Annotated in this window: 21 protein-coding genes; 12 read left to right on the top strand and 9 right to left on the bottom strand. The window is 69.6% G+C overall.

Features of this window, described 5'->3' with window-relative positions; translation table 11 throughout:
- Window positions 1-70: 70 nt before the first annotated feature.
- Entirely contained in the window at window positions 71-508 is a 438-nt protein-coding gene (locus C8P69_RS02480; protein ID WP_108174270.1) for a hypothetical protein, read from the top strand.
- Here C8P69_RS02480 and map read toward each other — a convergent pair whose 3' ends face one another.
- Together map and C8P69_RS02490 are read right to left on the bottom strand one after the other, a co-directional pair.
- On the bottom strand, window positions 509-1,309 hold the full coding sequence (gene map, locus C8P69_RS02485) for a type I methionyl aminopeptidase (RefSeq protein ID WP_245901856.1): 801 nt from the start codon (window positions 1,307-1,309) through the stop codon (window positions 509-511).
- 142 nt (window positions 1,310-1,451) lie between these two features.
- Entirely contained in the window at window positions 1,452-2,351 is a 900-nt protein-coding gene (locus C8P69_RS02490) for an NAD(P)-dependent oxidoreductase (protein ID WP_108174272.1), read from the bottom strand.
- 132 nt (window positions 2,352-2,483) lie between these two features.
- Between C8P69_RS02490 and C8P69_RS02495 the strand changes: the two genes are divergently transcribed.
- Window positions 2,484-3,539, top strand: a complete 1,056-nt coding sequence (locus C8P69_RS02495; protein ID WP_108174273.1) for a LacI family DNA-binding transcriptional regulator — start codon at window positions 2,484-2,486, stop codon at window positions 3,537-3,539.
- A 75-nt stretch (window positions 3,540-3,614) separates the two neighbouring features.
- Here C8P69_RS02495 and C8P69_RS02500 read toward each other — a convergent pair whose 3' ends face one another.
- Complete coding sequence (locus C8P69_RS02500; protein ID WP_108174274.1) at window positions 3,615-4,241, bottom strand: FMN-dependent NADH-azoreductase; 627 nt, start codon at window positions 4,239-4,241, stop codon at window positions 3,615-3,617.
- Window positions 4,242-4,313: 72 nt separating this feature from the next.
- Window positions 4,314-4,754, bottom strand: a complete 441-nt coding sequence (locus tag C8P69_RS02505; RefSeq protein ID WP_108174275.1) for a DoxX family protein — start codon at window positions 4,752-4,754, stop codon at window positions 4,314-4,316.
- 154 nt (window positions 4,755-4,908) lie between these two features.
- On the opposite strand from C8P69_RS02505, the gene C8P69_RS02510 reads away from it, so the two are divergent.
- Complete coding sequence (locus C8P69_RS02510; RefSeq protein WP_108174276.1) at window positions 4,909-5,817, top strand: LysR family transcriptional regulator; 909 nt, start codon at window positions 4,909-4,911, stop codon at window positions 5,815-5,817.
- A gap of 3 nt (window positions 5,818-5,820) precedes the next feature.
- Here the strand turns inward: C8P69_RS02510 and C8P69_RS02515 are convergent, their stop codons facing one another.
- Complete coding sequence (locus C8P69_RS02515; protein ID WP_108174277.1) at window positions 5,821-7,008, bottom strand: MGDG synthase family glycosyltransferase; 1,188 nt, start codon at window positions 7,006-7,008, stop codon at window positions 5,821-5,823.
- A gap of 165 nt (window positions 7,009-7,173) precedes the next feature.
- Between C8P69_RS02515 and C8P69_RS02520 the strand changes: the two genes are divergently transcribed.
- Complete coding sequence (locus tag C8P69_RS02520) at window positions 7,174-8,148, top strand: threonine ammonia-lyase (protein ID WP_108174278.1); 975 nt, start codon at window positions 7,174-7,176, stop codon at window positions 8,146-8,148.
- Window positions 8,149-8,171: 23 nt separating this feature from the next.
- Here the strand turns inward: C8P69_RS02520 and C8P69_RS02525 are convergent, their stop codons facing one another.
- A complete protein-coding gene (locus C8P69_RS02525; RefSeq protein ID WP_245901834.1) occupies window positions 8,172-9,227 on the bottom strand; it encodes a protein phosphatase CheZ in 1,056 nt (351 codons plus the stop codon).
- An 85-nt stretch (window positions 9,228-9,312) separates the two neighbouring features.
- Between C8P69_RS02525 and C8P69_RS02530 the strand changes: the two genes are divergently transcribed.
- A complete protein-coding gene (locus tag C8P69_RS02530) occupies window positions 9,313-10,515 on the top strand; it encodes an MFS transporter (protein ID WP_108174280.1) in 1,203 nt (400 codons plus the stop codon).
- On the opposite strand, the gene dgcA is transcribed toward C8P69_RS02530, so the two are convergent.
- Both dgcA and dgcN read right to left on the bottom strand, forming a co-directional pair.
- Window positions 10,485-11,468: an N-acetyl-D-Glu racemase DgcA gene (gene dgcA / locus C8P69_RS02535; RefSeq protein WP_108174281.1), complete on the bottom strand. Its 984-nt coding sequence runs from the start codon at window positions 11,466-11,468 to the stop codon at window positions 10,485-10,487. The two genes, C8P69_RS02530 and dgcA, sit on opposite strands and share 31 nt — an antisense overlap.
- Before the next feature lie 9 nt (window positions 11,469-11,477).
- A complete protein-coding gene (gene dgcN / locus C8P69_RS02540) occupies window positions 11,478-12,530 on the bottom strand; it encodes an N-acetyltransferase DgcN (RefSeq protein ID WP_108174282.1) in 1,053 nt (350 codons plus the stop codon).
- 170 nt (window positions 12,531-12,700) lie between these two features.
- On the opposite strand from dgcN, the gene C8P69_RS02545 reads away from it, so the two are divergent.
- The 4 genes from C8P69_RS02545 to C8P69_RS02560 all read left to right on the top strand — a co-directional run bounded on the left by C8P69_RS02545 (window position 12,701) and on the right by C8P69_RS02560 (window position 16,611).
- The gene (locus C8P69_RS02545; protein ID WP_245901835.1) at window positions 12,701-13,837 is read left to right on the top strand and encodes an ABC transporter permease; all 1,137 of its coding nucleotides are present in this window, start codon (window positions 12,701-12,703) and stop codon (window positions 13,835-13,837) included.
- Window positions 13,838-13,846: 9 nt separating this feature from the next.
- A complete protein-coding gene (locus C8P69_RS02550) occupies window positions 13,847-14,623 on the top strand; it encodes an ABC transporter ATP-binding protein (protein WP_108174283.1) in 777 nt (258 codons plus the stop codon).
- 15 nt (window positions 14,624-14,638) lie between these two features.
- Window positions 14,639-15,973 carry an MlaD family protein gene (locus tag C8P69_RS02555; protein ID WP_108174284.1) on the top strand — a complete coding sequence of 445 codons (1,335 nt, stop codon included), beginning with the start codon at window positions 14,639-14,641 and terminating at the stop codon, window positions 15,971-15,973.
- A gap of 71 nt (window positions 15,974-16,044) precedes the next feature.
- Complete coding sequence (locus C8P69_RS02560; protein ID WP_245901836.1) at window positions 16,045-16,611, top strand: ABC-type transport auxiliary lipoprotein family protein; 567 nt, start codon at window positions 16,045-16,047, stop codon at window positions 16,609-16,611.
- A gap of 106 nt (window positions 16,612-16,717) precedes the next feature.
- Here C8P69_RS02560 and C8P69_RS02565 read toward each other — a convergent pair whose 3' ends face one another.
- Window positions 16,718-22,369, bottom strand: a complete 5,652-nt coding sequence (locus C8P69_RS02565; RefSeq protein ID WP_108174286.1) for an apolipoprotein A-IV repeat region-like domain-containing protein — start codon at window positions 22,367-22,369, stop codon at window positions 16,718-16,720.
- A 193-nt stretch (window positions 22,370-22,562) separates the two neighbouring features.
- Here C8P69_RS02565 and C8P69_RS02570 point away from each other — a divergent pair, with 193 nt between their 5' ends.
- The 3 genes from C8P69_RS02570 to C8P69_RS02580 all read left to right on the top strand — a co-directional run bounded on the left by C8P69_RS02570 (window position 22,563) and on the right by C8P69_RS02580 (window position 23,908).
- A complete protein-coding gene (locus C8P69_RS02570) occupies window positions 22,563-22,865 on the top strand; it encodes a hypothetical protein (RefSeq protein ID WP_245901837.1) in 303 nt (100 codons plus the stop codon).
- 187 nt (window positions 22,866-23,052) lie between these two features.
- Entirely contained in the window at window positions 23,053-23,421 is a 369-nt protein-coding gene (locus tag C8P69_RS02575) for an Hpt domain-containing protein (RefSeq protein ID WP_245901838.1), read from the top strand.
- 166 nt (window positions 23,422-23,587) lie between these two features.
- The gene (locus tag C8P69_RS02580) at window positions 23,588-23,908 is read left to right on the top strand and encodes a 2Fe-2S iron-sulfur cluster-binding protein (RefSeq protein WP_108174288.1); all 321 of its coding nucleotides are present in this window, start codon (window positions 23,588-23,590) and stop codon (window positions 23,906-23,908) included.
- The last annotated feature ends 58 nt before the right edge of the window (window positions 23,909-23,966 follow it).

Consider the following 23,966-nt stretch of genomic DNA (forward strand, 5'->3'; position numbering starts at 1 on the left):
CGGCGTTCATCCACGAGCCATCGTGACGACATGAAGCTGGGGACAATGGCGAGGCTCAAGGAGGTCCGCCATGCGAACCCGTCTCGTGCTCTCTGCCCTTGTCCTCGCTGCCGCCCCGGCCGTCGCGCAGGTGCCCGCCGCCCAGCCGTCCGCCGTGAATGATGGCCGCTTCGTCCTGCGCGACACGCCGGACGGCCTGTTGCGGATGGACAGCCGCACCGGCGCGATCTCGCTGTGCACCCGCACGGGCGGTTCGCTCGCCTGTCGGCTCGTGCCCGACGACCGGGCCGCGCTGGAGCAGGAGATCGAACGGCTGAAGGCGGAGAACGAGGCGCTGAGGCGGGGCGGGGCGACGGCCGCGCGTCCGGCCGATCCCGGCCAGTCCCTCACTTTGCCGAGCGACCAGGAGGTCGACCGGGCGCTGAGCCTTGCCGAGCGCATCTGGCGGCGGTTGCGCGGCATGATCCGCGAGAGCGAGACCGACCCGCCCGCCGACCGTCGCCTGTGATCAGGCGGCGCGGTTCAGCGGCGGCTTGTCGAGGCCCTTCGGCGACAGGGTGAAGATCTCGACGCCGTCCTTCGTCACGCCCACCGTGTGCTCGAACTGCGCCGAGAGCGAGCGGTCGCGGGTCACCGCGGTCCAGCCGTCGGAGAGCACCTTCACGTGGGGACGGCCGAGATTCACCATCGGCTCGATGGTGAAGATCATGCCGGGCTTCAGCTCGCTGCCCTCGCCGGGCTTGCCGAGATGGACGATGTTCGGCTCGTCGTGGAACAGCTTGCCGACGCCGTGGCCGCAGAAGTCGCGCACCACGCTCATGTGCTGCGGCTCGACATAGCTCTGGATGGCGTGGCCGATGTCACCCACCGTGTTGCCGGGCTTCACGGCCGCGATGCCGCGCAGCAGCGACTCGTAGGTCACCTCGATGAGGCGCTCGGCGCGGCGCGGAATGTCGCCGATGCCATACATGCGCGAGGAATCGCCATGCCAGCCGTCGAGCACGAAGGTGACGTCGATATTCACGATGTCCCCGTCGCGGAACGGCTTGTCGTTGGGCATGCCGTGGCAGACGACGTGGTTCAGCGAGGTGCAGCAGGAATATTCGTAGCCGCGATACATCAGCGTCGCCGGATAGGCGCCGTGGTCCATGCCGAACTCGAAGACGAGCTCGTCGATGCGGCTGGTGGGCACGCCCTCGCGCACCTCGTCGACGAGCATGTCGAGACATTCGGCGACCAGCCGGCCCGCCTTGCGCATGCCCGCGAAGGCCTCTTCGCCATAGAGCTTGATCTGGCCGTTCTTGCGCATCTGCGCCGAACCGGCCTCCACATAGGTGACCACGCGGAAAATCCCTGGATGAAATCTGCGCGGAACATAAGGCATTGCCGCCCCCGCGCAAGGCAGGAGCGGCGATGACAGGTGCGATCGGCCTTGGGCTACCGGTCCGCCGTCACTCCAGAAGGTTCACGCCGTTCCAGCGCGCCACCTCGTCGGAGAGCATCGGCACATACTTGCCGCCGTTGCCCTGCGCCTCCGCCATGGCGAAGTAGTTCTTCACCGCATTGCCCATCGGGTTCGCGATTCCCGCCGCCTGGGCCATGTTGGCGCAATAGCGCATGTCCTTGTGGGCATTGGCGAGGGTGAAGCGGTGGGCGTTCTCGTCCCGCTCGATCACGTATTTGAAGAAGGTCTGGTAGAAGCCGCAATCCATCCGGCCGCCCGAGAGCACGGCGTTCATCGCCTTCGGGGCTACGCCATTGGCCTTCGCCACCGACAGGGCCTCGGCATAGAGCGCCGCATAGCCCATCGACACGAAGTTGTTGACGATCTTCATGGTGTGGCCGGCGCCCGTCGGGCCGACATGGACGATGCGGCCGGCAAAACACGCGATGACGTCGTGGACGCGGGCAAGGTCCGCCTCCGATCCACCGGTCATGACGTCAAGCTTGCCCTCCCAGGCCTCTTTCGGCGTGCGCGACAGCGGTGCGTCGAGGAAGGTGACGCCGAGCGGCGCGAGCTCCTCGGCGAGGCGGCGGGTGAGGGTGGGCTCGGAGGTGGAGCAATCGATGATGGTGAGGCCCGGCTTCGCACCCGCCCGGATGCCGTCGGGTCCGTTGACGACGGCCTCGACCTGCGGCGCACCGGTGACGCAGATGACGACAACGTCGCAGGCCTCGGCCACCTCGCGGGCGTTCCTCGCCTCCTTCGCCCCGCGCTTCACCAGGTCCTCGACCGGTTCGCGGTTGCGGTTGGCCATGACGGTGAGCGGATAGCCCTTCTCGACGATGTTCTTCGCCATGCCGTGGCCCATCAGCCCGACGCCGATGAACCCGATGCGCTGCCTGGTCATGTGATCCTCCCGTGACCTTGTGTTTTGCGGCGAGCCTAGACCGGCCCCGCCGAAGGGACGAGAGCCAAAACGATTGAATTCGCTGTTCAAAACTTGAAATGAAGTTTTAGATCGCTGTGGGGAGGGCGGCCCATGGACGACGCCTCGCATCAGCATCCCGTGCATCCGCTGCCGCCCGGCCGCGTGACGTTGCAGCAGATCGCCGAGACCCTCGGCGTCTCGACTGCGACCGTATCCCTGGCGCTGCGCGCGAGCCCGCTGGTGGCCGAGGCGACGCGGGAGAAGGTCCAGGCCGTCGCCCGCGAGCTCGGCTATGTCTACAACCGCTCCGCCGCCAGCCTGCGCACCGCCCGCACCAACATGATCGCGGTGGGCGTCAACGACGTCGTGAACCCTTACTTTGGCGAGATCCTCGCGGCGATCGAGGAGACCCTCGCCGGGTCGGGCCACACCGTGCTGCTCGGCACCTATTCCGACGATCCCGCCAAGCAGGACCGCGTGCTCGAGACCCTGAAGGAGTACCGGCCGGACGGCATGATCCTCTGCCCCGCCAATGGTGCGGGCGGCGACGCGCTGCTGCGCATCGCCAGGGCCGGCATTCCCGTCATCCAGATTACCCGCGAGATCGAGGGCATCGGCCTCGACGTGGTCGCCTCCGACGACGTGGCCGCGACCCGTCTCGCCCTCGACCATCTCTTTGGGCTCGGCCACCGGCGGATCGCCGTGGTCGGCGGCAACGACACCATGTCGACGGGCCGCAACCGGCGCCTCGCCTATCGCGCCTTTCTCGCCGAGAAGGGCCTCGCCTTCGATCCCGCATTGATGGTGACGGGCCTCGGCACGCGTGACACCGGATTTGCCGGCATCCAGGCGCTGCTCGATCTCGCGGCGCCGCCCACCGCCGCCGTCTGCATGAACGACCTCATCGCCTTCGGCGTCATGATGGGCCTGCGCCAGCGCGGCCGCGAGGCCGGCCGCGACTTCTCCGTCGTTGGCGCCGACGATGTGCGCGAGGCGGCCATGTGGGCGCCGGGGCTGACCACCGTATCCACCCATCCGAGCGAGCAGGGGCGCCGCGCTGGCGAGCGCGTCCTGGTGCGGACGGTGAACCCGGCCCTGCCGCCGGCCCGCATCATCCTGCCGCCGACCTTGGTCGTGCGCGGCAGCACCGGCCCCGTCGTCCCCTGAAACGCATCATGCCCGGCGCAAGGGCCAGGCATGACGGGAGGAACGGGGGCTGGTTCCGCCGAACGGTCTTTTCCGTCAGAACGTCTTGGCGAGGGCCTCGGCCTTGGCCTTGACCTCGGAGAGCGAAGCCTCGGCCGTATCCGGCATGCCGGTGTTGATGACCTGCAGCGAGTGGATGGTCTCGAAGCCGAAGAACTTCAGCATCCACTCCACATAGGGCTTCTGGAAGTCGATGGCCTCGGCGCCGGTGCCCGGGCCATAGGCGCCCATGGAAGCGGTGATGACGAGGGCGGGCTTGCCCTTCACCAGGCCGAAATAGCCCTGGTCCGGCGACCAGCCGAAGGTCTGGCCGGGCTGGGCGATGACGTCGATGTAGTGCTTCAGGACGTAAGGCACGCCGAAGTTCCACATCGGGGTGGCGATGACGATCTTGTCGGCCGCCTTGAAGTGGTCGGCAGCGGCGACGATCTTCGCCCAGGCTTGGGCCTGCTCGGCGGTGAAGTCCTTGCCGCCCATGACGGCGTACTTGGCATCCAGCGTCGCGCCGTCGAAGGCCGGCAGGTCGGCCGCCCAGAGGTCGAGCGTCTCGACCGTGTCGCCGGGATGGGCAGCCTTGTAGGCAGCGAGGAAATGCTCGGCCGCCTGGGTGGAGTAGGAGCGGCCCTTGCGGGGGCTCGCCTCGATGAACAGCACTTTGGCCATGGGATTGTCCTCAGGGAGGTGGGGGAGGTGACAGGACAGGCGCGCCGGACGGGCCGGCGCGCCGTTGACGGATCAGGCCATGCGGACCTGGCCCTGGGCCTCGCGGCGCCAGAAGGCGAGCGGGCCGGAGCGCAGGGCGAGGGCGCCGTCACCGGCCAGCGCATGGGCGATGGAGGCGACGATCAGGAAGGCGGGGTACTCCCAGCCGCCCTTCGGCGCGGAGAAGACCCAGCCGTTCGGCAGGTGGACCATCAGCGCGCCGAGCATGATTGGCAGCAGCAGGACGGAGACGTGGCGGCCATAGATGCCGGCGAGGATGAGGACGCCGCCGCCGATCTCGGCGACGATGATCGGCAGGGCGAGCGCCGTCGGCAGGCCGAGCGAGCCGAGGAAGCCGGCAAAGCCGGGAACGGTGAAGACGACGACCTTCAGGAGGCCGTGGGCGATCCACATCAGGCCGAGCGCGACGCGTAGGGCGAGGAGGCCATAGGGGGCGGTCTGGGTATCGGACATGGGGGCACCAGGGGGCTGGGGAGAGGAGAAAGCGGCTGGCGGGGCGTTGGAGGAGCGTCCCTTGGCCCGAAGAATGGGTGGCGATGGCCCGCAAGTAAATTGACGAGACCGCAATGATTTGCTTGCATGGACGCAAGCGATTGGAGCCTTGACCATGCCGCAGCCGCTCGTCTCCTGGGACGACTACCGGACTGTCCTCGCCGTCTCGAGCGCGCGCTCCCTCGCCGGCGCCGCCGATCTGCTCGCGGTGAACCAGTCCACCGTCTTCCGCCGCCTCGGGGCGATGGAGGAACGCCTCGGCGCCCGCCTCTTCGAGCGGAGCCGCACCGGCTATTCGCTGACCGCCGCGGGCGAGGAGATGGTGAAGCTCGCCGAGCGCATGTCCGAAGAGATCATCGACTTCGAGCGCCGCCTCACCGGCCAGGACCTGCGCCCCCAGGGCGAGGTTCGCGTGACGACCAACGACACGCTCGTGGTCCACCTGCTGACCCCGATCTTCGCCTCGTTCCGCAAGCTCTATCCGGAGATCTCGCTCGACGTGGTGGTCGGCAACCAGTCGCTGAACCTGTCGAAGCGCGATGCCGACGTCGCCATCCGCGCCACCTCCGACCCGCCGGAGACCCTGGTCGGCCGGCGGCTCGCCGCGATTCCATGGGCCATCTACGGCGCCCGCAGCCTCGGGCTCACCACGCTCGATCCCGTGGACTACCGCTCCCATCCCTGGATCGGCCTGGGTGATAACCTGTCGGGGCTCAAGCCCAGCCGCTGGCTGACCCAGCATGTCGGCGAGGACAAGATCGGCTGGCGCATCAACACGGTGCTCGGCCTGGCAGAAGCCGTGGCGGAGGGGGCAGGGCTCGGGCTGCTGCCCTGCTTCATCGCCCGCACCATCCCCGACCTCGTGCCCCTGTCAGATCCGATCGGCGATTCGCCAGGGGCGCTCTGGATCCTCACTCATCCCGACCTGCGCTCGACGGCGCGTGTCCGCGTCTTCATGGATCACGTCGGCTCGGAGATCGCCAAGCGGCGGCCGGAGATCGAGGGGGTCGGCCCGAAGGTCTGAGCCTCAGGCTGCCCCAAGGATCGAGGCGACGATCTCGCGCGTCGCCTCGGGACGGCCGAGCCGGCGCGAGGCCTCCGCCATGGCGGCAAGGCGCTCGCGCTCCGTGGTCATCAGCCGGGCCGCCTCCGCCCCGAGACGATGGACATCCGGTTCGAACAGGCCCGCCCCGGCATCGACGACATGGTCGACATTGGCCGCTTCCTGGCCGGGAATGTAGCCGTAGAGGATCATCGGCAGGCCGCGGATGCTGGCCTCCGCGATGGTGCCGGGTCCCGCCTTGGTGACGAGCAGATCACAGGCCCCCATGAGGTCGCTCATGCGGTCGACATAGCCGAGCGCCGTCACCGGAATCGGCCACCACGACGCGTCCAGTTCGGCCTTGAGCTTGGCATTGCCGGCGCAGACCACCGCCACCTGCGCGGCAGGTGACGCGTTGCCGGCAGGCACGAGCGCCGCCGAGATGGCCTCGGCGATGGCGGCGATCGGCCCGATGCCACCGCCTCCGCCCATCACCAGGATCGCCGGGAGATCGGGATCGAGGCCGAAGGCGCGCCGGGTCTCGGCCCTGTCGGCGGGCGCGCGGGCGAAATCGGCGCGCACCGGCAGGCCGAGCGCATGGAGGCGCTCGCGTGACAGGCCGCGGCGCAGGGCGATGTCGATCGCCTTGGGCGTCGGCAGATAGACGGCGTCGTTCTGACGGTGCAGCCAGGACGGATGGATGCCGCCGAGATCGGTGACGACGGTGACGTAGCGGCTGTGCGGCGCGATGCGGCGGAGCACCGGCACCATCAGGTCATTGACCAGCGGGTGGACGGAGATGACGAGATCCGGCTGGGTGGTGCGGACGAGGGCCTCCAGCCGCGCCCTCGACAGGCGCCGGACCACGGCGGCGGTCGGCCGTGCCACGGGCGAGAGCGCCGTCATCCGCCACATGGCGTGCCAGACCCGCGGGGTGCGGTTCACCACGGTGTCGTAGGTCGCTGGCATCCGCGAGAAGGGGAAGGCCAGATGGTCGGTCAGCATGTCGACGATGGTGACCTTGCAGTCCGGCCGCTGCCGCACAAGCTCCGCCTCCAGCGCCCGGGCGCTCGCCAGATGACCACCGCCGGTGCGGCTCATCAGGATCAGCACCTGGAACGGTCGACCGGCCGGGGCCGTGGTCGGGCGGGGAAGGGCGGTCGGGTCGGTCAAGCGGTGCCTCCGGCGCCGTCTCTATCTGCTCGGGGCCGGGAAGGCGAGGGCGGCGGCGTCGCAGCGTCCGCCATCAGCGCCGCTGATCGATGGCTGGACAAAGGCTGACTTGTTCAGGCTGGCCGCCTCGCCCATAAGGTTCCGACCATCGCGAAGGAAACAGTCATGGCCGTCCTGCCCACCGCCGCCGACGTCGCCGAGGCCGCCCGTGTCATCGCCGGCGTCGCCCGCCGCACGCCGCTCGTCACCTCCCACGAGCTCGACGCCATCACTGGCGCGCGCGTCTTCCTGAAGGCCGAGCCGCTGCAGCGCACCGGCTCCTTCAAGTTCCGCGGCGCCTATAATCGGCTGGCGCGCATCCCGGAGGACCGCAAGGCCATCGGCGTCGTCGCCATGTCCTCCGGCAACCACGCCCAGGGCGTCGCCACCGCCGCCCAGCTCCTTGGCATCCGCGCCACCATCCTGATGCCCAAGGACGCGCCTGCCCTGAAGCGTGAGCGCACCGCCGCCGCCGGCGCCGAGGTGGTGCTCTTCGACCGCGAGAAGGACGATCGCGAGGCCATGGCCCGCGATATCGCTGCCGCCCGCGGCGCCGTGGTCGTACCGCCCTATGACGATTTCCACATCATGGCGGGCCAGGGCACGGCCGGTCGCGAGATGATGGAGGACCTGGTCGCCCAGGGCCTGACGCCCGATTCGGTGCTGGTCTGCTGCTCCGGCGGTGGCCTGCTCGCCGGCGTCGCTCTCGCGGTCGCCGAGAAGGCTCCGGGCGCCAAGATCTATTCGGTCGAGCCGGAGGGCTTCGAGGACCACGCCCGCTCCTTCGCGGGCGGCGAGCGCGTCGCCAACACCCGGCGCGCCGGCTCGATCTGCGACGGCCTGCTGGCCGCCATGCCGGGCGAGCTCACCTTCGCCGTCAACAAGCCGCTGGTCGCCGGCGGCATCGTCGTCTCCGAGGACGAGGTGAAGCGCGCGGTGTCCTTCGCCTTCCGCGAACTGAAGCTGGTGGTGGAGCCTTCGGGTGCCGTGCCGCTCGCAGCGCTGCTCGCTGGCCGCCTCGACGTGAAGGGCCAGGTCGTCGGCGCCATGGTGTCGGGCGGCAATGTCGATCCGGCCCTCTTCGCCACGCTGGTGGCGTGACGCTGCGACGGCCCTGACGGCGATCAGCTCGTCAGGGCGACCTTCTCCACGAAGCTGAGCTTCTCGATCTCCTCGACCGCGCCGAGACCCGGTGCGAGCGGGGCGTCGGTGCGCGGCGCCCGCGGCGTTTCGGCCAGCGGACGGTCATCGGTGGAGAGCGCGGCCGCGGCGGTGGCGCGCGCGGTGGCCGGTACGTCCTCGACGAGCGGGGCGCGTGCCGCCGGGGCGGGTTCCGCCATCACCGGGGTAGCAGGGCCGGGCGCAGCCGCTGCCGGCGCAGGCTCGGGCGCCGGAGTGATGGCTGCGGGGGCCGACTGAGCTTCCTGACCATCGGCGAAGAGCCCGTCGTCCAGCATCATGTCGACATCGGACTGGACGAGGCCCTCGCCGGGCTTGGCCGGCCCGTTGAGCAGCGCGGCTTCCTCGCTGACCGCCTTCGCCGCCTCGTTCATCAGCGGCGGGGCCGGCGCCGGGGCGACCAGCGGTTCGCCCCAGATCGCCATCATCGTGTCGATGCGCTCCTCGAGGAACCGCAGCACGTTGATGACCTTGCGGGTGCGCTGACCCGTGATGTCCTGGAACGAGCAGGCCGTGTAGATGTCGGTGGTCTTGGTGTCGATGAGGTCGCAGACCTCGTTCTCGGCGCCCATCTCGCGCAGCGTCCAGGCGATCTCCTGGATCGTCTCCGCAGCCGACAGGATGTCGCCGGTCGCTCTCTCGGTCGCCTGCACGATGGCGTCGAGCTCGACCGAGGCGTCCTCGAAATGGCCGGACTGTGCGGTCGCCCCCTCCGGCTTGATGGCGGCGATCTCGGCCTTGGTGCGGGCAATGGCATGGGCCATCTCGCGGATGTCGAGACGCACGCGGTCGAGATCCCCCGAGGGCCTCGCCGATCCCATGGCGCCTTCCAGCCGGCCGATGGCGTCGAGCACGGCAGTCGTGTCGGCGTGGCGGTTGCGCCTCGCATATTCGGCGAGGAACCAGCGGCCGCGCGCCGTCTCCATGACGGCTTGCTCGATCGCCTCGTAGTCGGCCTCGACCAGCGAGCCCTGCGGGCGCGTGGCAGGCGGTTGGATCACGTCAGTCATCCGGAAGCGCGCTCTCGCAGGACGGGTGGGGACGGTCTAGAACAGTGGCAACAGCCGATTCTCTCCGAAAATCTTAATGGTCCGTGTTCCCATTACCAAATCGGACGATTCCAGGCGCTTTGCGACGCGGCTGTCGCTCTTCTATGCCGCCATGTTCATCGGCTTCGGCCTGCACCAGCCCTTCTTCCCTGTCTGGCTGAAGACCAAGGGCCTGGCCGATGCGCAGGTCGGCATGATCCTCGCCGGCGGGCAGCTGGTGCGCCTCCTGGCGACGCCCGTGGTCACCTATCTCGCCGACAAGGCGGGCACGCTCTCCTACGCCATCGTCATCTGCTGCTTCGCCACGGCGGTGGCCTTCATCGGCGTGGCGCTCGCAGACGGCTTCACGATGATCCTGATCGGCGTGATCCTGACCGGGCTCGTCTGGAGCCCGCTGGTGCCGCTGACTGACGCCTATGGGCTGGCCGGGGTCGCGCGGCGAACCCTCGACTATGGCCGCATCCGCGTCTGGGGCTCGGTCGCCTTCATGGGCGCGAACATCGCGGGCGGCATCATCCTCACCCTCATCGCGCCCGACTGGATCGCCTGGATGATCTGGGCGAGCCTCGTGCCGCTCGCCATCGTCTCGGTCATGCTCGTCCACGACCGGCCGGACAGGTCCGTGGCGCCGTCAGGGCCCGGCTTCTTCAACCAGCGCTTCGTGCTGATCATGATCGCCGCGGCGCTGCTCCAGGGCAGCCACGCCGTCTATTACGGCTTCGCTTCCATCCACTGGAAGGCCATCGGCTATTCCGGCTTCACCGTCGGCACGCTCTGGGCCATCGCGGTTCTGGCCGAGATCGTCATGTTCTGGGTGGCGACGCGTTTCACCCGGGACTGGCGCCCCACCACCTTCCTGCTCATCGGCGGGGCAGGCGGACTCCTGCGCTGGGTCGTCATGGCGCTCGATCCGCCGCTGTGGATCAACGCGCCGCTGCAGCTCCTGCACGCCGCCGGCTTCGGGCTCGTGCACCTCGGCACCATGTCCTATCTCGCCGCGCGCCTGCCGCCCCACCAGCGGGCGAGCGGGCAGGGGACGGTGTCGGTCGCCATCGGCGGCTCGATGGCGCTGTCGACGCTGATTGCCGGCTATCTCTATGCCCGCACGGGCGTCGGCGCCTATGTGGCCATGGCCGGCCTCTGTGCAGCCGGCATCATCGTCACGGCGGTGGCGCGGGCCATGCCGGTCCCGCGCCCCGCAGCGCCCGTTCAGCCCCAGAGCGAGGGGGCGGGCGGGTAGACGGTGGCGCCCTCGTAGCGCAGGCCCTCCGGCCGGTCCTCCTTCAGGAGCAGCGGCCCGTCGAGATCGACGAGGAAGGCGCGCTGCGCCACCAGCGTCGCCGGCGCCATGGACAGCGAGGTGCCGAGCATGCACCCCGTCATGATCTTGAGGCCGAGCTTCTCGGCCTCCGCCACCAGCAGCAGCGCCTCGGTGAGGCCGCCGGTCTTGTCCAGCTTGACGTTGATAGCGTCGTACTTGCCGGCGAGCTTCGACAGCGACGGCCGGTCGTGGACGCTCTCGTCGGCGCAGATCGGGATCGGCCGGCGAACATGCCGCAGCGCCTCGTCGTCGGAGGCGGGGAGCGGCTGTTCCACCAGCGCGATGCCGAACCGCTCGCAGACCGCGAGGTTCGATTCGAGATTGGCCGGGGTCCAGCCCTCATTGGCGTCGATCACCAGGGTCGCCTGCGGCACCGCCGCGCGGATGGCGGCGAGCCGGTCGGCATCGCCCTCGCCGCCGAGCTTGATCTTGAGATGCGGGCGGCCGCAGCCGGCGGCACGCTCCGCCATCTCGGCGGGCGAGCCCAGCGAGATCGTATAGACCGTCGTCAGCGGCTTCGGCGCGGGCAGACCGGCCAGTTCCCAGGCGCGCTTGCCCGACAGCTTCGCCTCGAGGTCCCACAGCGCACAGTCGATGGCGTTGCGGGCGGCGCCCGCCTTCATCGCCGCCATCAGCCCCTGCCGGTCGAGGCCGTTGTCCAGCGCATCGGACATGGCCTCGATGTCGGCGGCGACGCCGTCCACCGACTCGCCATAGCGCGGATAGGGCACGCATTCCGCCCGACCGATGGCCGAGCCCTGACGGATCTCGCAGACGACGACCACCGCCTCCGTCCGCGAGCCGCGGGAAATGGTGAAGCTGCCCGCGATCGGCCAGCGCTCGGTGCGGACGGTGAGCTCACGCGATGTCATGGCGATGCCTCAGTTCGCCTTGCGCGCCGGCTTCTTCTTCGGCTTCGGCTCGGGCTCGCCATAGAGCTCGGCGATGGCGTCCACCAGCGGCTCGACGCCGAAGCGCACCGGGTCGGTCGCCGGCAGCTCGTATTCCCGCGACAGGCGGTCGAGATAGGTGAAGGCCTGGTCCTCCGAGAGGTGCTCGGTGTTGATCGACAGACCCGTGCAGGTGATCGCCGGGTTGGTCAGGCGGCCGAGCGCGATGGTCTGCTCGATGACGTCGGCGATGGAGGGCAGGGGCGTCTGCACGCCGCGCATCGTGCGGCGGGTCGGCTCATGGCAGACGATGAAGGCGTCGGGCTGCGCGCCGTGCAGCAGGCCGAGCGTCACGCCGGCGAAGGAGGGGTGGAAGAGCGAGCCCTGGCCCTCGACCACGTCCCAGTGCAGGGGATCGGCGGCAGGGGTGAGCCACTCCGCCGCACCGGCGATGAAGTCGGCCACCACCGCGTCCACGGCGACGCCGCGGCCGGAGATGAAGATGCCGGTCTGGCCGGTGGCGCGGAAATCGGCATCGAAGCCGCGGTCGCGCATGCCCTTCTCCATGGCGAGGGCGGTGTACTTCTTGCCGACCGAGCAGTCGGTGCCGACCATCAGCAGGCGCTTGCCGGACCGCAGCCCGCCCTTGCCCGTGGCGAAGGTCTGGGTGGGATGGCGCACGTCATGGAGCTGGCGGCCGTGCTTCTTGGCGGCGGCGGCGATCTTCGGGATCGAGGAGAGCTTCGCATGCAGGCCCGTGGCGACGTCCATGCCGGCCTCGATGGCCGAGACGATGCTGTCGATCCAGTGATCGGGCAGCACACCGCCGGCATTGACGACCCCGACGACCAGCGTCTTGGCGCCGGCCTTGGCGCCTTGAGCGATCGAAAGGTCCTTCAGGCCCGTATCAGCCTTGCAGCCCTCGAGGCGGACCTGACCGACGCACCAGTCGCGGCGCCAGTCGACGATGCCCTGCGCGGTCTTGGCGGCGAGCTGGTCGTGAACATCCCCGAGGAAAAGGAGATAGGGCTTGGCGAGTTCCATGGGGCGGCCTGCACAAATGAGACAAGAAACGGCGACCTCGACGGCGCCGGGCGGGACCTTTATGGAAGGTGTGGCGTCGCCTGTGAAGCGGAGCGGGCGCATGCGACTTATCGAAATTCGCGCCTCGGTCGCCGCGCGGCGGCTGGGACGCGCCGCCGACGAGGACGCCCGTGGCGCAAGCTGAACTCGCGACGAGGGTCGACGGCAGCCGCCTCACGGTGACGCTGGCCGGGGCCTGGACGGCCGAGACCGCCGGCGACATGGAGCCGCAGGTGACGCGGCTCCTCGCCGAGGCGGGCACGCCCGCCGCCGTCAGCCTCGACCTCTCCCGCGTCTCGCGCCTCGACACGCTCGGCGGAACGCTGGTGCGCGGCATCGAGACCGGCTTCGGCGCCCGCGGCGTGCCGGTGGATCGCTCCGGCCTCGATGGCGCGACGGCAACACTCTATGCCGACATCGCCGAGGGCCTCGCCACCGCCCCCGAGGCCCCGCCGCGCCCCCGGCCGGCTCTCGCCCTCGCCATCGACAAGGTCGGCCAGCAGATGGTCGAGGCGGGCCGCGACCTTGCCGCGCTCGCCTCCTTTCTCGGTGAGGTTGTGCTGGCGGCGGGGAGCATCTTCACCGGGCAGGGCCGCTTCCGCCTGCCGGCCGTGGTCACGCAGATGGACCACATCGTGTTCCGCGCCGTCCCCATCATGGCGCTGATCACCTTCCTGATCGGCGGAATCATCGCCCAGCAGGGCATCTTCTTCTTCCGCGACTTCGGCGCCGACACCTATGTCGTCGACCTCGTCGTCATCCTCACCCTGCGCGAGATCGGCGTGCTCATCGTCTCCATCATGGTGGCGGGCCGCACCGGCTCGGCCTTCACCGCCGAGATCGGCTCGATGAAGATGCGCGAGGAGATCGACGCCCTGAAGGTCATGGGCCTCAATCCGGTCGAGGTGCTGGTCCTGCCGCGCATGATCGCCCTGATCGTCGGCCTGCCGATCCTCACCTTCGTCGGCGATCTCTCGGCCATTGCCGGCGGCGCCATGGTCGCCAACATCTACGGCAACATCCCCTTCGACATCTTCCTGTCACGCATGCAGGAGGAAGTGTCGCAGCGCCATATCTGGGTCGGCCTCGCAAAAGCCCCGTTCATGGCGCTCATCATCGGCCTTGTCGCCTGTATCGAGGGCATGCGCGTCAAGGGCTCGGCGGAGAGCCTCGGGCAGCAAACCACCGCCTCGGTGGTGAAGGCCATTTTCCTCGTCATCGTCATGGACGGTCTCTTCGCCATGTTCTTCGCCAGCCTCGGCTACTGAGACAGGACGATGGACGCATCCGCGCACCAGCCCATCATCTCGGTCCGCGACCTCGCCGTCGGCTTCGGCGAGCGGCTGATCATCGACGGGCTCGACCTCGACGTGCAGCCCGGCGAGGTGCTCGGCGTCGTCGGCGGCTCCGGCACCGGCAAGTCGGTCCTCACCCGCTGCATCCTCGGCCTCGTGCCGAAGCGGCGCGGCACGATCGAGGCCTTCGGCCAGAATCTCGACGGCCTGTCGCGCGCCGAGCACAAGGCGGTCGAGCGCCGCTGGGGCGTGCTGTTCCAGCACGGCGCGCTGTTTTCCTCGCTCACCGTGAAGCAGAACATCCAGGTGCCGCTGCGCGAGTACCTCAAGCTCTCCGAGCCGCTGATGGACGAGATCGCCCGGCTCAAGATCGCCATGGTGGGCCTGAGGCCGGATGCCGGCGACAAGTACCCGTCCGAACTGTCGGGTGGCATGATCAAGCGCGCGGCGCTGGCGCGCGCCCTGGCGCTGGACCCCGAGATCGTCTTCCTCGACGAGCCGACATCGGGCCTCGACCCCATCGGCGCCGAGGAATTTGATACGCTCATCAGGACCTTGCGGGACACCTTGGGGTTGACGGTGTATATGGTGACCCACGATCTCGATAGCCTGGCGCGAATCTGCGACCGCATCGCAGCCCTCGCCGAGGGCCGGGTCATCGCCACGGGGACGATGGCGGACATGCTCCGCCATCCCCACCCGTGGTTGCGGAAATATTTCGGTGGCGAGCGCGCCCGCGCCGCCGGGGTCAAGGCCTAAGGACGACCGCCGGACATGGAGACCAAGGCCAACACCACGCTGATCGGCCTGTTCACCCTCGGGGTCATGGCGATCTTCGCCCTGTTCCTCTGGTGGTTCCTGCGCGTCAGCGACCGTCAGGACCGCGAGGACTTCCGCATCGTCTTCTCCGGCGCCGTCGGCGGCCTGCGCACCGGCTCGCCCGTCTATTTCAACGGCATCCGCAAGGGCGAGGTCCGGCGCATCGACATCGACCCGAACGACCCGCGCAAGGTGGTCGCCGTGGTCGCCCTCCAGCCCGGCACGCCCATCTCCACCGCCACCCGCGCCGGCCTCAATGTCGCGCTGCTCTCAGGCATCGCCTCGGTGAACCTCGCCAATGGTCCCGAGCCGGCCCAGCCGCTGCAGCGCGAGGCGGGCGTCCCGCCGAAGATCGGCCCGGACGTGCCCGGCGGCTCCGACATCATGTCGGGCGCGCAGCAGACCATGAACACGCTGAACGGCCTCGTGGAGCGCCTGGACCGCCTCGTGGCGGAGGGGCAGGGCTCGGTTCAGCGCAGCCTGAACAATGTCGAGCGCTTCACCGCCGCGCTGGGTGACAATTCCGACGGCATCCGCGACTTCCTCACCCAGGTGGGCGATGCCGCCAAGCAGATCTCAGCGCTGACCCAGCGCCTCGACCGGGTCACCTCGCAGGTCGAATCGATGATGGAGGGCGCCCAGCCCGGCCGCATCACCTCGATCCTGAAGAACATCGACGACCTGACCGGTGGCCTGAACGCGCAGAGCCAGAATCTCGGCGACCTGCTGCGCGACGCCCGCACCGCCGCCAATTCGCTCACCCAGACGCTGGGCAGCGTGAACGAGGTCGCCACCACCTTCGACGTGCGCGCCCTCAACCGGACCCTGGCCGGCGCCGACCGCGTCATCCAGTCGCTGGATTCGGAACGCATCGGCCGCGCCATGGCCAATATCGACCGCTTCACCCAGGCGCTCGGCGACAACTCCGCCAATGTCGATGCGCTGCTCAAGAACGCCACCGAGGTCTCCAGCAAGCTCAACGGCATGGCCGACCGGCTCGACGCGCTGCTGAAGAACTTCTCCGGCGACGGGAACAACGGCATGTTCGCCGAGTTCACCGCGACGGCCCGTTCGATCCGGACGCTGGCCGAACGGCTCGATACCCGCACCGCGCAGCTGTCGACCTCCATCACCGGCTTCACGGATCGGACGATCCGCGATATTCAATCCCTGTCGGCCGACGGCCGGCGCACGCTGTCGGAACTGGAGCGGACATTGCGGTCCCTGGAGCGCAATCCCCAGCGGTTCATCTTCGGCGGCTCGGGCGTGCCCGAATACAATCGCCGCTAGGGCGGAACTGAGGTTCGGGCTTGCGCAACGGCAGTGGACATCCGGGTTATCGGCGGGCGGGACGGCTTGCGGTGACGGCCCTTGCGGGCCTCATCCTGCTGGCGGGTTGCTCATCGTCCAATGCGCCGCGCGCCTTCGACCTCATCGCTCCCTCGACATTTCCGGCCCGTGCCGGCGCCGTGCGCGGCCAGCTGATCGTCGTCGAGCCCAAGGCCATTGCCAGCTTGGACACCGAGCGCATCGCCGTGCGCGCGCCGGGCGGCGCCTATTCCTATCTCTCCGACGGCGCCTGGGCCGACCGCCTGCCGAAGCTGCTGCAGGCCCGCCTCATCCAGGCCTTCGAGAACGCCAACCGCCTGCGCTCGGTCGGCCGCCCCGGTGACCGCCTGGCCTCCGACTGGCAGCTCATCGCCGACGTCCGCTCCTTCGAGGTCGTCGCCGGTGGCGCCACGGAGGTGGTGGTCGAGCTCTCGGTGAAGCTGGTCAATGACCGCTCCGGCCGCATCCTCGCGGGCCGGGTCTTCAGCGGCCGTGCCCCGGCCGCCGGCATCGATGCCGGCAATGTCTCGGCCGCCTTCAACACCGCCGTCCAGGGCGTGCTCGGCGAGATCGTCATCTGGGCCACCGGCCAGGTCTGACGCGGCCGCGCCGCGCCCTCAGCGCTGCGAGCGTCTCCTCAATCCCTCCCGACCAACGAAAAGGGCGCCTCGCGGCGCCCTCGTCATGTCGGCCTGTCGGGCCGGCTCAGTCGAACCGGCCGCTCGCATGGGCGAGCAGGGTGAAGACCTTGCCCGTCTCGGAGGTCAGGTAGGAGCGGGCGAGGCTGCCGTCGCGATCGTTGCGGTCGACGTCGGCGAGGAGGCGCTGGAACTCGTCGATGTAGCGATCGACCGTGTCACGGAAATCCGTGTCGCGGCGGTAGCGGCGGCGCAGTTCGTCGAAGGTCTGCTGGCCCTGGGTCGTATAGAGGCGGCGCGAGAAGACGTTGCGCTCGCCGCGGCGCCAGCGGTCCCACAGCTCGGCGACGGCATCGTGGTTGACCATCCGCGCGATGTCCGAGGACAGCGCATCGAGATTGTCGAGGGCTGCCGGCGGCGGGTTGCGGCGCGGGGCCGGGCGCAGCGGCTGGTCAGAGCCATCCTCGGTCGAGGCGCGGGCGAGCAGGTCCGACAGCCAGCCGCCGGAGCGGTCAGCCGCCTTCGGCGCCTCGGCGCGGGCAGGGGCCTCGCGGCGCGGTTCGGCGGGACGCGTCTCCGCCGGGCGTGCCTCCGGCGCGCGGGTCTCGGGACCGCGGGCCTCCGGCAGGCGGGGCCGCGGGGCCTCGCGCACCGGCTCGGGACGGGCGACCTCGGCGACCGTGCCGCGCAGCGCCGGGGCGGGCTCCTCGCGGCTGGTGCGGCGGCTCGGGGCCGCCGGCTCGCTGACATCGAAGGCACGGCCCGACTTGGCGACGATGTCGTTCAGTTCGGCCAGGGCCTTGATCTGGTCGGCGACCACCCGGCGCATGGCCGCGGTGTTCTCCTGCGTCTCCTTCGGGATCTCGACCATGCCGCGGGTGAGCTGGTCGCGGGTCTCGGCGAGCTCGCGCTGGATCTCGTTGCTCATCGCCTTCATGCCGGCGGTGAGCGTCTCGAAGCGCTCGGCGGCCTCGCGGAAGAGGCCATGCATCTCCTGCGTCGCCTGCTCATAGGCCGAGCGCATGGCGTGGGTGGTGCGCTCGCGCTCCTTGCCGGTGGCAAGGCGCAGCGCCTCGGCCTGCTCGCCGATGGCCTGGGTCGTTTGGTTGGTCGATTCGACCAGCACCCGGCCGATCTCGCGGGCGCGGCTCTCCGCCGTCCCGAGATTGTCGTCCAGGAGGCCGGTGAAGCTCTTCACCAGATTGTCCATGTCCTCGGTCTTCGAGGCGAGGTGGGTCACCAGCGCCTCGATGAGCTCGCGGCGCGCCTCGAAGGAGGCGTCGAGACGCTGCTGCATCTCCTCGACCTGCTCGGCGGCGGCGCCGAGGAGGCGGGCCTGGTTGTCGAAACGCTCCGACAGGCTCGACACGTCGCGCAGGACCGTACCGGCCACCGTGGTGAGCTGGCTGATCTGGCCGTTGAGCATGCGCGTCGAGGTCTCGGCGGCGGTCGAGGCGGTCTCGGCGGAGGTGGCGAACTGGCCGATCCGCTCGCCGAGCTCGGCGTTGATGGTCGCGAGCGACTGCTCGGTGCGGGTCGCGACCTCGCGCAGCGAACCGGTGGTCTCGCCGAGCCGCGACAGCAGCGAGGCGATCTCGCCGCGCAGCTGGTCGTTGGTCGCGGTGAGGGTCGCCACCGTCTCGCGGGTGCCGGCGTCGATCTCCGAGCGCACGGTCTGCGAGCTCTCGGCGAGCACGCGGGCAGCCTGTTCGCTCGAGTCGGTGATGCCGCGGGTGACGTCGAGGCCGGTCTGCGACAGGACGCGGGTGATTTCCGCGCCCTTCTGGCCGATGACCTCGGCGATGGCGCCGCCGCGGTTCTCCAGCGCGCGCACCACGATGTCGCCGACGCGGCTGACCTCGTTGGTGATCTGCATGCCGTTGTCGCCGAGGCGGGTGACGAGCGTGTTGCCGCGGTCGTCGAGAAGGGCCGCCAGTTCCGCCGAGCGGGCGCCGAGGACGGCGTTGATCTCGTTGACGCGGGTCGACAGGCCCTGGGTGATGTCGTTGGAGATGACGGAGAGCGTGCGCTCCACGTCGTCCGCATTCGCACGCAGCGTCTGCGTCACCGCCTCGACCTTCTCCGTCAGCGTCTCGGCAATATGCGAGCCGCGGGCGTCGAGGGTCTGCGACACCGTCTCGAGGCGGCCGACGACGACCTCCTCGAAGCGCGCGACACGGGTGTCGAGCGTCTCGGCGACCTCGAGGGCGCGGCCGCCGAGGGTGCGGTTGATCTCGTCAGCCTTCTCCGACAGCGTCGCGGCGATGACGTCGGACTTGGCGGTGAGGGTGTAGGTGACCTCGTCCGCCTTGTCGGTGAGCAGGCGGGTGATCTCGCCGGACTTGGCGGCGAGCGTGTAGGTCACGTCGGCCGACTTGTCGGAGAGGATGCGGGTGATGTCCTCGGAGCGGGTCGCGAGGTTCTGCGCGATGCTCTCGGAGGTCTGGGCCAGCGTCTGGGCGATGGCGTCCGACTTCTCGGCGAGGTCCTTCGCCATCTCCTCGGAGCGCGAGGTCAGGCTGAAGACGATCTGGTCCGACTTGTCGTTGAGCAGGCGCGCCAGCGCGTCCGACCGCGAGGTCAGGCTGAAGGCGATCTCCTCGGACTTGCTTGCGAGCGTCGTGGCGATCTCGTCCGACTTGGCCGCGAGGTTGCTCGCGATCTCGTCCGACTTCGAGGTCAGGTTGTAGGTGATCTCGGCCGACTTGTTCTCCAGCGCCTCGGTCACCGCCTTGCCGCCCTCGCCGAGCACCTTGGCGAGTTCGAGCGTGCGGTTGGCCAGCGTCTCGTTGAAGGCCTGGGCGCGGGTGTCCAGCGCCTGGTCGATGCGGGCGAGGCGGCCATCCAGCGCCTCGGAGATTTCCGAGGACTGCTGCGCCACGCGCTCGGCGAACTCGCGGGCATCCGACGCGATCCGGTCGGCGAGCGCCGTGCCCTTGCCGGCGATCGTCTCGTCGAGCGCCGAGATGTGGCCGGTCAGCTTGTGGTCGAGCAGGGCAGCATGGTTCGCCACCTGCTCGGTGAGCAGCGAGGCATGGGTGCCGACGCGGCTCTCGAAGTCGGCGGTGAGGCGGCCGACGCTGTCCTCGATATTGAGGGCGTGGCGGCCGACCGTGTCCTCGATCGTCGCGGCATAATGGGCGACACGGCCCTCGAAGGACGAGGTATGGCGCACGATCGCGTCCTCGAGCCGGGTGGCATGGTCCCCGACGCGGGTGTCGAAGCCCGAGGTGTAGCGGATGAAGGCGTCCTCGAGATTGGCGGCCTGCTCGGCCATCCGCGTGTCGAAGCCGGAGGTGTAGCGGCTGAAGGCGTCTTCCATCGACGCGGCATAGCCGGCAATGCGGGTCTCGAAGCCGTTGGAGTGGCGGGCGACCGCCTCATCGAGGGCGACGACGTTCTGCGCGATGCGGTTCGCGACATGCTCGCCATGGGCGGTCGCGGCCTCGGTGACCTCGGCAGCGACGCGCTGCAGCTCGCGGGTGACCGCATCGCCGCGGTTGGCGAGAGTGTCGGTGACGTGGTTGCCGATGCTCTCGATGCGCATGGTCAGGTCCGCGCCCTGGGTGGCGAAGGACGACAGCACGCCGGTGCCGGCGAGCTCGATCTCCTCGCGCAGGCTGGCCGTGCGCTCCGAAATGGCGGTGGTGACGGTCTCGCTGGCGCGATGCAGCGCAAGCTGGACGTCCTGGGCCTTCTCGGTGAGGCTCTCGACCACCTGGATGCCGACGTCGCCGATGGCGTTCTTGGCCTCGGCCGTGCGCTGGGTGATGGCCTCGGCGATGAGCTGGCCGGTGACGGCGAGACGCTTGTCGAGTTCGTCTCCATGGGTGGTGACGGTTTCGTGCAGCTTGTCGCCGGTCTCGGCGATGCGGTCGGCGAGGGCGCCGCCGCGCACCGTGATGGTCTCGGCGACGTAGCTGCCGGTGGTCTCGAGCTTGCCGACCACTTCCGAGCCGCGCTCGGTGAGTTCGCCGACGAGGCGCTCGCCGGTGTCGCGCAGGCGGGTGGTGACCTCGTTGCCGCGCAGCGACAGCTCGGACACGAAGGCCTCGCCGGTCTCGCGCAGGGTGGTGGTGACCTCGCCGCCGCGGGTGGCGAGTTCGTAGACCAGGGTCTCAGCCGTCGCCTTGAGGACGGAATTGACCTCGCCGCCGCGGGTCGAGAGTTCGTAGACGAGGCTCTCGCCGGTATCCTTCAGGCGGCTGGTGACCTCGTTGCCGCGCAGCGACAGCTCGTCGATCAGCGTTTCGCCGGTCTCGCGCAGGGTCGAGGAGACATAGTCGCCGCGGCTCGACAGCTCGCCGATGATGGCATCGCCCGTGACCTTGAGGGTGGAGGTGACGTAGCCGCCGCGCTCCGACAGCTCGCTGATGAGCGCCTCGCCGGTCTCGCGCAGGGTGCCGGCGACCTCGCCGCTGCGGGCCGCAAGCTCGCCGATGAGCGTCTCGCCGGTGTCGCGCAGGGTCTGCGACACCTCACCGGTGCGGGCCGACAGTTCGGCGACCAGGCTCTCGCCGGTCTCCTTCAGGCGCGCCGAGACATCGTCCGAACGCGACGCGATGGCCTGGGTGATCTCGGCGCTGGTGAGCGCGAGATGGTTGGTCATGGCCGTGCCGGTCTCGGACAGCTTGGCGGCCATGCTGGTGCCGGTCTCGGCCATCGTCACGGTGACGATGTTGCCGGTGTCCGTGAGGACCGAGGTGACGCGGTCGCCGGTGGTCGACAGGGCGCGGGTGACCTCGTCGCTGGTCGAGGCCAGGCGGTCGACGATGTCGGCGCCGCGCAGCTGGATCTGGTCGATCATCGTGTCGCCGGCGCGGCCGAGGGCGAGGGTGATGGCCTCCGCCTTCTCGCCCAGCGAGGAGGTGACGCGCATGCCGGATTCGTCGATGCGGCGGCTCAGCTGCTCGCCGGCCTCGGCGATCTGGCTGGCCACCTGCTCGTGGACGCCGGTCATGGCCGAGCGGACGCGCTCGGCATTGGAGACGATGGCCTCGCGCTGGTTGACGAGCTCCTCGATGAGGGCGCGCACGCGCAGTTCGTTGTCGCTGTAGGCGCGCTCGAGGGAGGCGACCTCGTTATGGACGAGGGTCTCGAGCTCGCCGGCGCGGGCGAGAGCCCGCTCGACGCCGTCGCCCATGGCGGCGACCTCGCGGCGGATGGCCTGGCCGACCGAGACGACGGCCTCGCGGGCGACCGTCTCCGGCTCGGCGAGGCGCAGCGCGACCTCGCTCATGCCCTGGGCGACGATGCGCATTTCCTGCGAGCGGCGGATCAGCGCGCCCATGACGAAGAAGAAGAGGACGGGCAGCAGCAGGACCGCGGCGAGCGTCAGGGTCTGCGGCGCCATCGGATCGGGCAGCGCGCCGCCATAGGCACGGAAGGCGATGAACAGGCCACCGCCGAGCCACAGCGCGGAGAGGAGGGCGGCGATCCACAGCGGCGCGGAGGAGGGGCGGCGCGACAGGCGCTCCAGCATCTGCGCGAGGTCGCGGCGGTCGTCATTGGCTGGCGGCTGGCTGGGGGAGACGACGCCCTCGCTGCGGCGGGTGTCGGCGAAGAGATCGTCATCGACCCGCATGGCATCGCCGTTGCGCGGCGCGCTGCCGGTCCGGCCCGCCTTCGACGGATCCTCGTTCGCCAGGTTCAGCGCGTCCTGGATGGCAGCCAGAGCCGCCTCTGCCGGGTCCTGAGCCTTCTTAGGAGTGTTCGCCATGGTGTCGCCCGCATCCTTACTGACTGCCGACCGTCGATCCACCGGCCCGCGTCACGCCCCAAGGTGCCTCTCGGACGCAACGATACCGGTGGCAGACAACAGTCCGCCGCACTGTGTAATCTACCGGGGGGTCCTAAGGATTGAAACCGTAGGCGCGTGCAGTTTGAGATTCATCGTTAACGGATGAGTAACCATGACTGACCCATCGACCCGCGCCCCGGGACGGCGGCGCGCTCCTGCCCCAGCGGCGACGGGGCTTCGGCCGACCGATCCGCAGCGCCGCTGGCTGCTGCGCGGCGTCGACCAGCCCGGTGGAAAACTCCCGCTCTTTGACCCCGAAGGCCGCGAGGTTCCGAAGGCGACCGTCCGCGCCTGCCTCGACGCGGGCTGGGCGGCACCCTGGTTCGCCAATCCCACCAAGCCCGACTGGCTCGTCTGCCGCCTCACCGCCGAGGGCTATCGCGCCATCGGCAAGGAGCCGCCGCCCGGCGCCTGAGGCCCTCCGCGCCATTTACGAAAGGTCAACCGCGCCTCGCGAAACCGTGTCTTTCGCCGGTCGCCTTAACCGCTGTTTCGCCGCTCCGCTGCCAAGGTCGGGCCACAGGGAGAGGGGAGGACATACCTCCTCCGGGACAAAACGGCCGCAACCCAGCGGCTGCGGTCAATCAGGGGACACTATGACCATGGCGCGTATCATGTCGGACGACCACCTTGGCGGGGCAATGCCCGTCGATCTCACCCATCTGTCGCGGCAGACCTTCGGCGACCACGATCTCGAGCGCGAGGTTCTCGCCCTTTTCGAGCGTCAGTCGCGCACCATGCTGGAGCGGCTGCGCAACGCCACCAGCGCCAAGACCTGGGCCGAGGCCGCCCATACGCTGAAGGGCTCGGCCCTCGGCATCGGCGCCTTCGGTGTCGCCCAGGCCGCCGAGGCGGTCGAGTGCGACCAGGTCGACCACCTCTCCTCGCGGGCCTGGGACGACCTGGCCCGCCTCGAGCAGGCGGTGGCCGAGGCCAATGGCTTCATCGCCAACCTGCTGAAGGCCGCCTGAGCGGCTGGATCACTGTCTCTGCGGCGATCCGCCATGTGACGGGACCACTGGCGCGCCGCCGGGCCATTCGCTAAGGACTGGCGATCATCGACCGCCGCGCTGCCGTGCGGCGGTTTCGCTTTGTGCGCGCCGGCAGGCACCGGCGCAGCGTGAGGGACGGGATCCGATGCCTGAGATCACTTTCATCGACCACGGTGGCGAGAAGCGCGTGGTCAACGCCGCGACCGGCTCGACCGTCATGGAAGCCGCGATCAAGAGCGGCGTGCCCGGCATCGTCGCCGAATGCGGCGGCGCCTGCGCCTGCGCCACCTGCCACGTCTATGTCGACGAGGCCTGGACCGCCACCACCGGCACGCCCTCCCACATGGAGGAGGACATGCTGGACTTCGCCTTCGACGTGAAGCCGACCTCGCGCCTGTCCTGCCAGATCAAGGTGACGGATGCCATGAACGGCCTCGTCATCCACACGCCGCCGCGCCAGGGCTGACCGCTTGCGGGCGGCCCCGCCGCCCGCCGCATGGCGCGCATGTCCCGCCCGGGCTTGG

The organism is Phreatobacter oligotrophus (assembly GCF_003046185.1).
In the GTDB taxonomy this organism is placed as follows: Bacteria; Pseudomonadota; Alphaproteobacteria; order Rhizobiales; family Phreatobacteraceae; genus Phreatobacter; species Phreatobacter oligotrophus.

Excerpts from the sequence above, each read along its gene's own strand:
- C8P69_RS02480 (WP_108174270.1), top strand. The coding sequence starts at position 71 with ATGCGAACCCGTCTCGTGCTCTCTGCCCTTGTCCTCGCTGCCGCCCCG.
- map (WP_245901856.1), bottom strand. The coding sequence starts at position 1,309 with ATGCGCAAGAACGGCCAGATCAAGCTCTATGGCGAAGAGGCCTTCGCG.
- C8P69_RS02490 (WP_108174272.1), bottom strand. The coding sequence starts at position 2,351 with ATGACCAGGCAGCGCATCGGGTTCATCGGCGTCGGGCTGATGGGCCAC.
- C8P69_RS02495 (WP_108174273.1), top strand. The coding sequence starts at position 2,484 with ATGGACGACGCCTCGCATCAGCATCCCGTGCATCCGCTGCCGCCCGGC.
- C8P69_RS02500 (WP_108174274.1), bottom strand. The coding sequence starts at position 4,241 with ATGGCCAAAGTGCTGTTCATCGAGGCGAGCCCCCGCAAGGGCCGCTCC.
- C8P69_RS02505 (WP_108174275.1), bottom strand. The coding sequence starts at position 4,754 with ATGTCCGATACCCAGACCGCCCCCTATGGCCTCCTCGCCCTACGCGTC.
- C8P69_RS02510 (WP_108174276.1), top strand. The coding sequence starts at position 4,909 with ATGCCGCAGCCGCTCGTCTCCTGGGACGACTACCGGACTGTCCTCGCC.
- C8P69_RS02520 (WP_108174278.1), top strand. The coding sequence starts at position 7,174 with ATGGCCGTCCTGCCCACCGCCGCCGACGTCGCCGAGGCCGCCCGTGTC.
- C8P69_RS02530 (WP_108174280.1), top strand. The coding sequence starts at position 9,313 with ATGGTCCGTGTTCCCATTACCAAATCGGACGATTCCAGGCGCTTTGCG.
- dgcA (WP_108174281.1), bottom strand. The coding sequence starts at position 11,468 with ATGACATCGCGTGAGCTCACCGTCCGCACCGAGCGCTGGCCGATCGCG.
- dgcN (WP_108174282.1), bottom strand. The coding sequence starts at position 12,530 with ATGGAACTCGCCAAGCCCTATCTCCTTTTCCTCGGGGATGTTCACGAC.
- C8P69_RS02550 (WP_108174283.1), top strand. The coding sequence starts at position 13,847 with ATGGACGCATCCGCGCACCAGCCCATCATCTCGGTCCGCGACCTCGCC.
- C8P69_RS02555 (WP_108174284.1), top strand. The coding sequence starts at position 14,639 with ATGGAGACCAAGGCCAACACCACGCTGATCGGCCTGTTCACCCTCGGG.
- C8P69_RS02565 (WP_108174286.1), bottom strand. The coding sequence starts at position 22,369 with ATGGCGAACACTCCTAAGAAGGCTCAGGACCCGGCAGAGGCGGCTCTG.
- C8P69_RS02570 (WP_245901837.1), top strand. The coding sequence starts at position 22,563 with ATGACTGACCCATCGACCCGCGCCCCGGGACGGCGGCGCGCTCCTGCC.
- C8P69_RS02575 (WP_245901838.1), top strand. The coding sequence starts at position 23,053 with ATGGCGCGTATCATGTCGGACGACCACCTTGGCGGGGCAATGCCCGTC.
- C8P69_RS02580 (WP_108174288.1), top strand. The coding sequence starts at position 23,588 with ATGCCTGAGATCACTTTCATCGACCACGGTGGCGAGAAGCGCGTGGTC.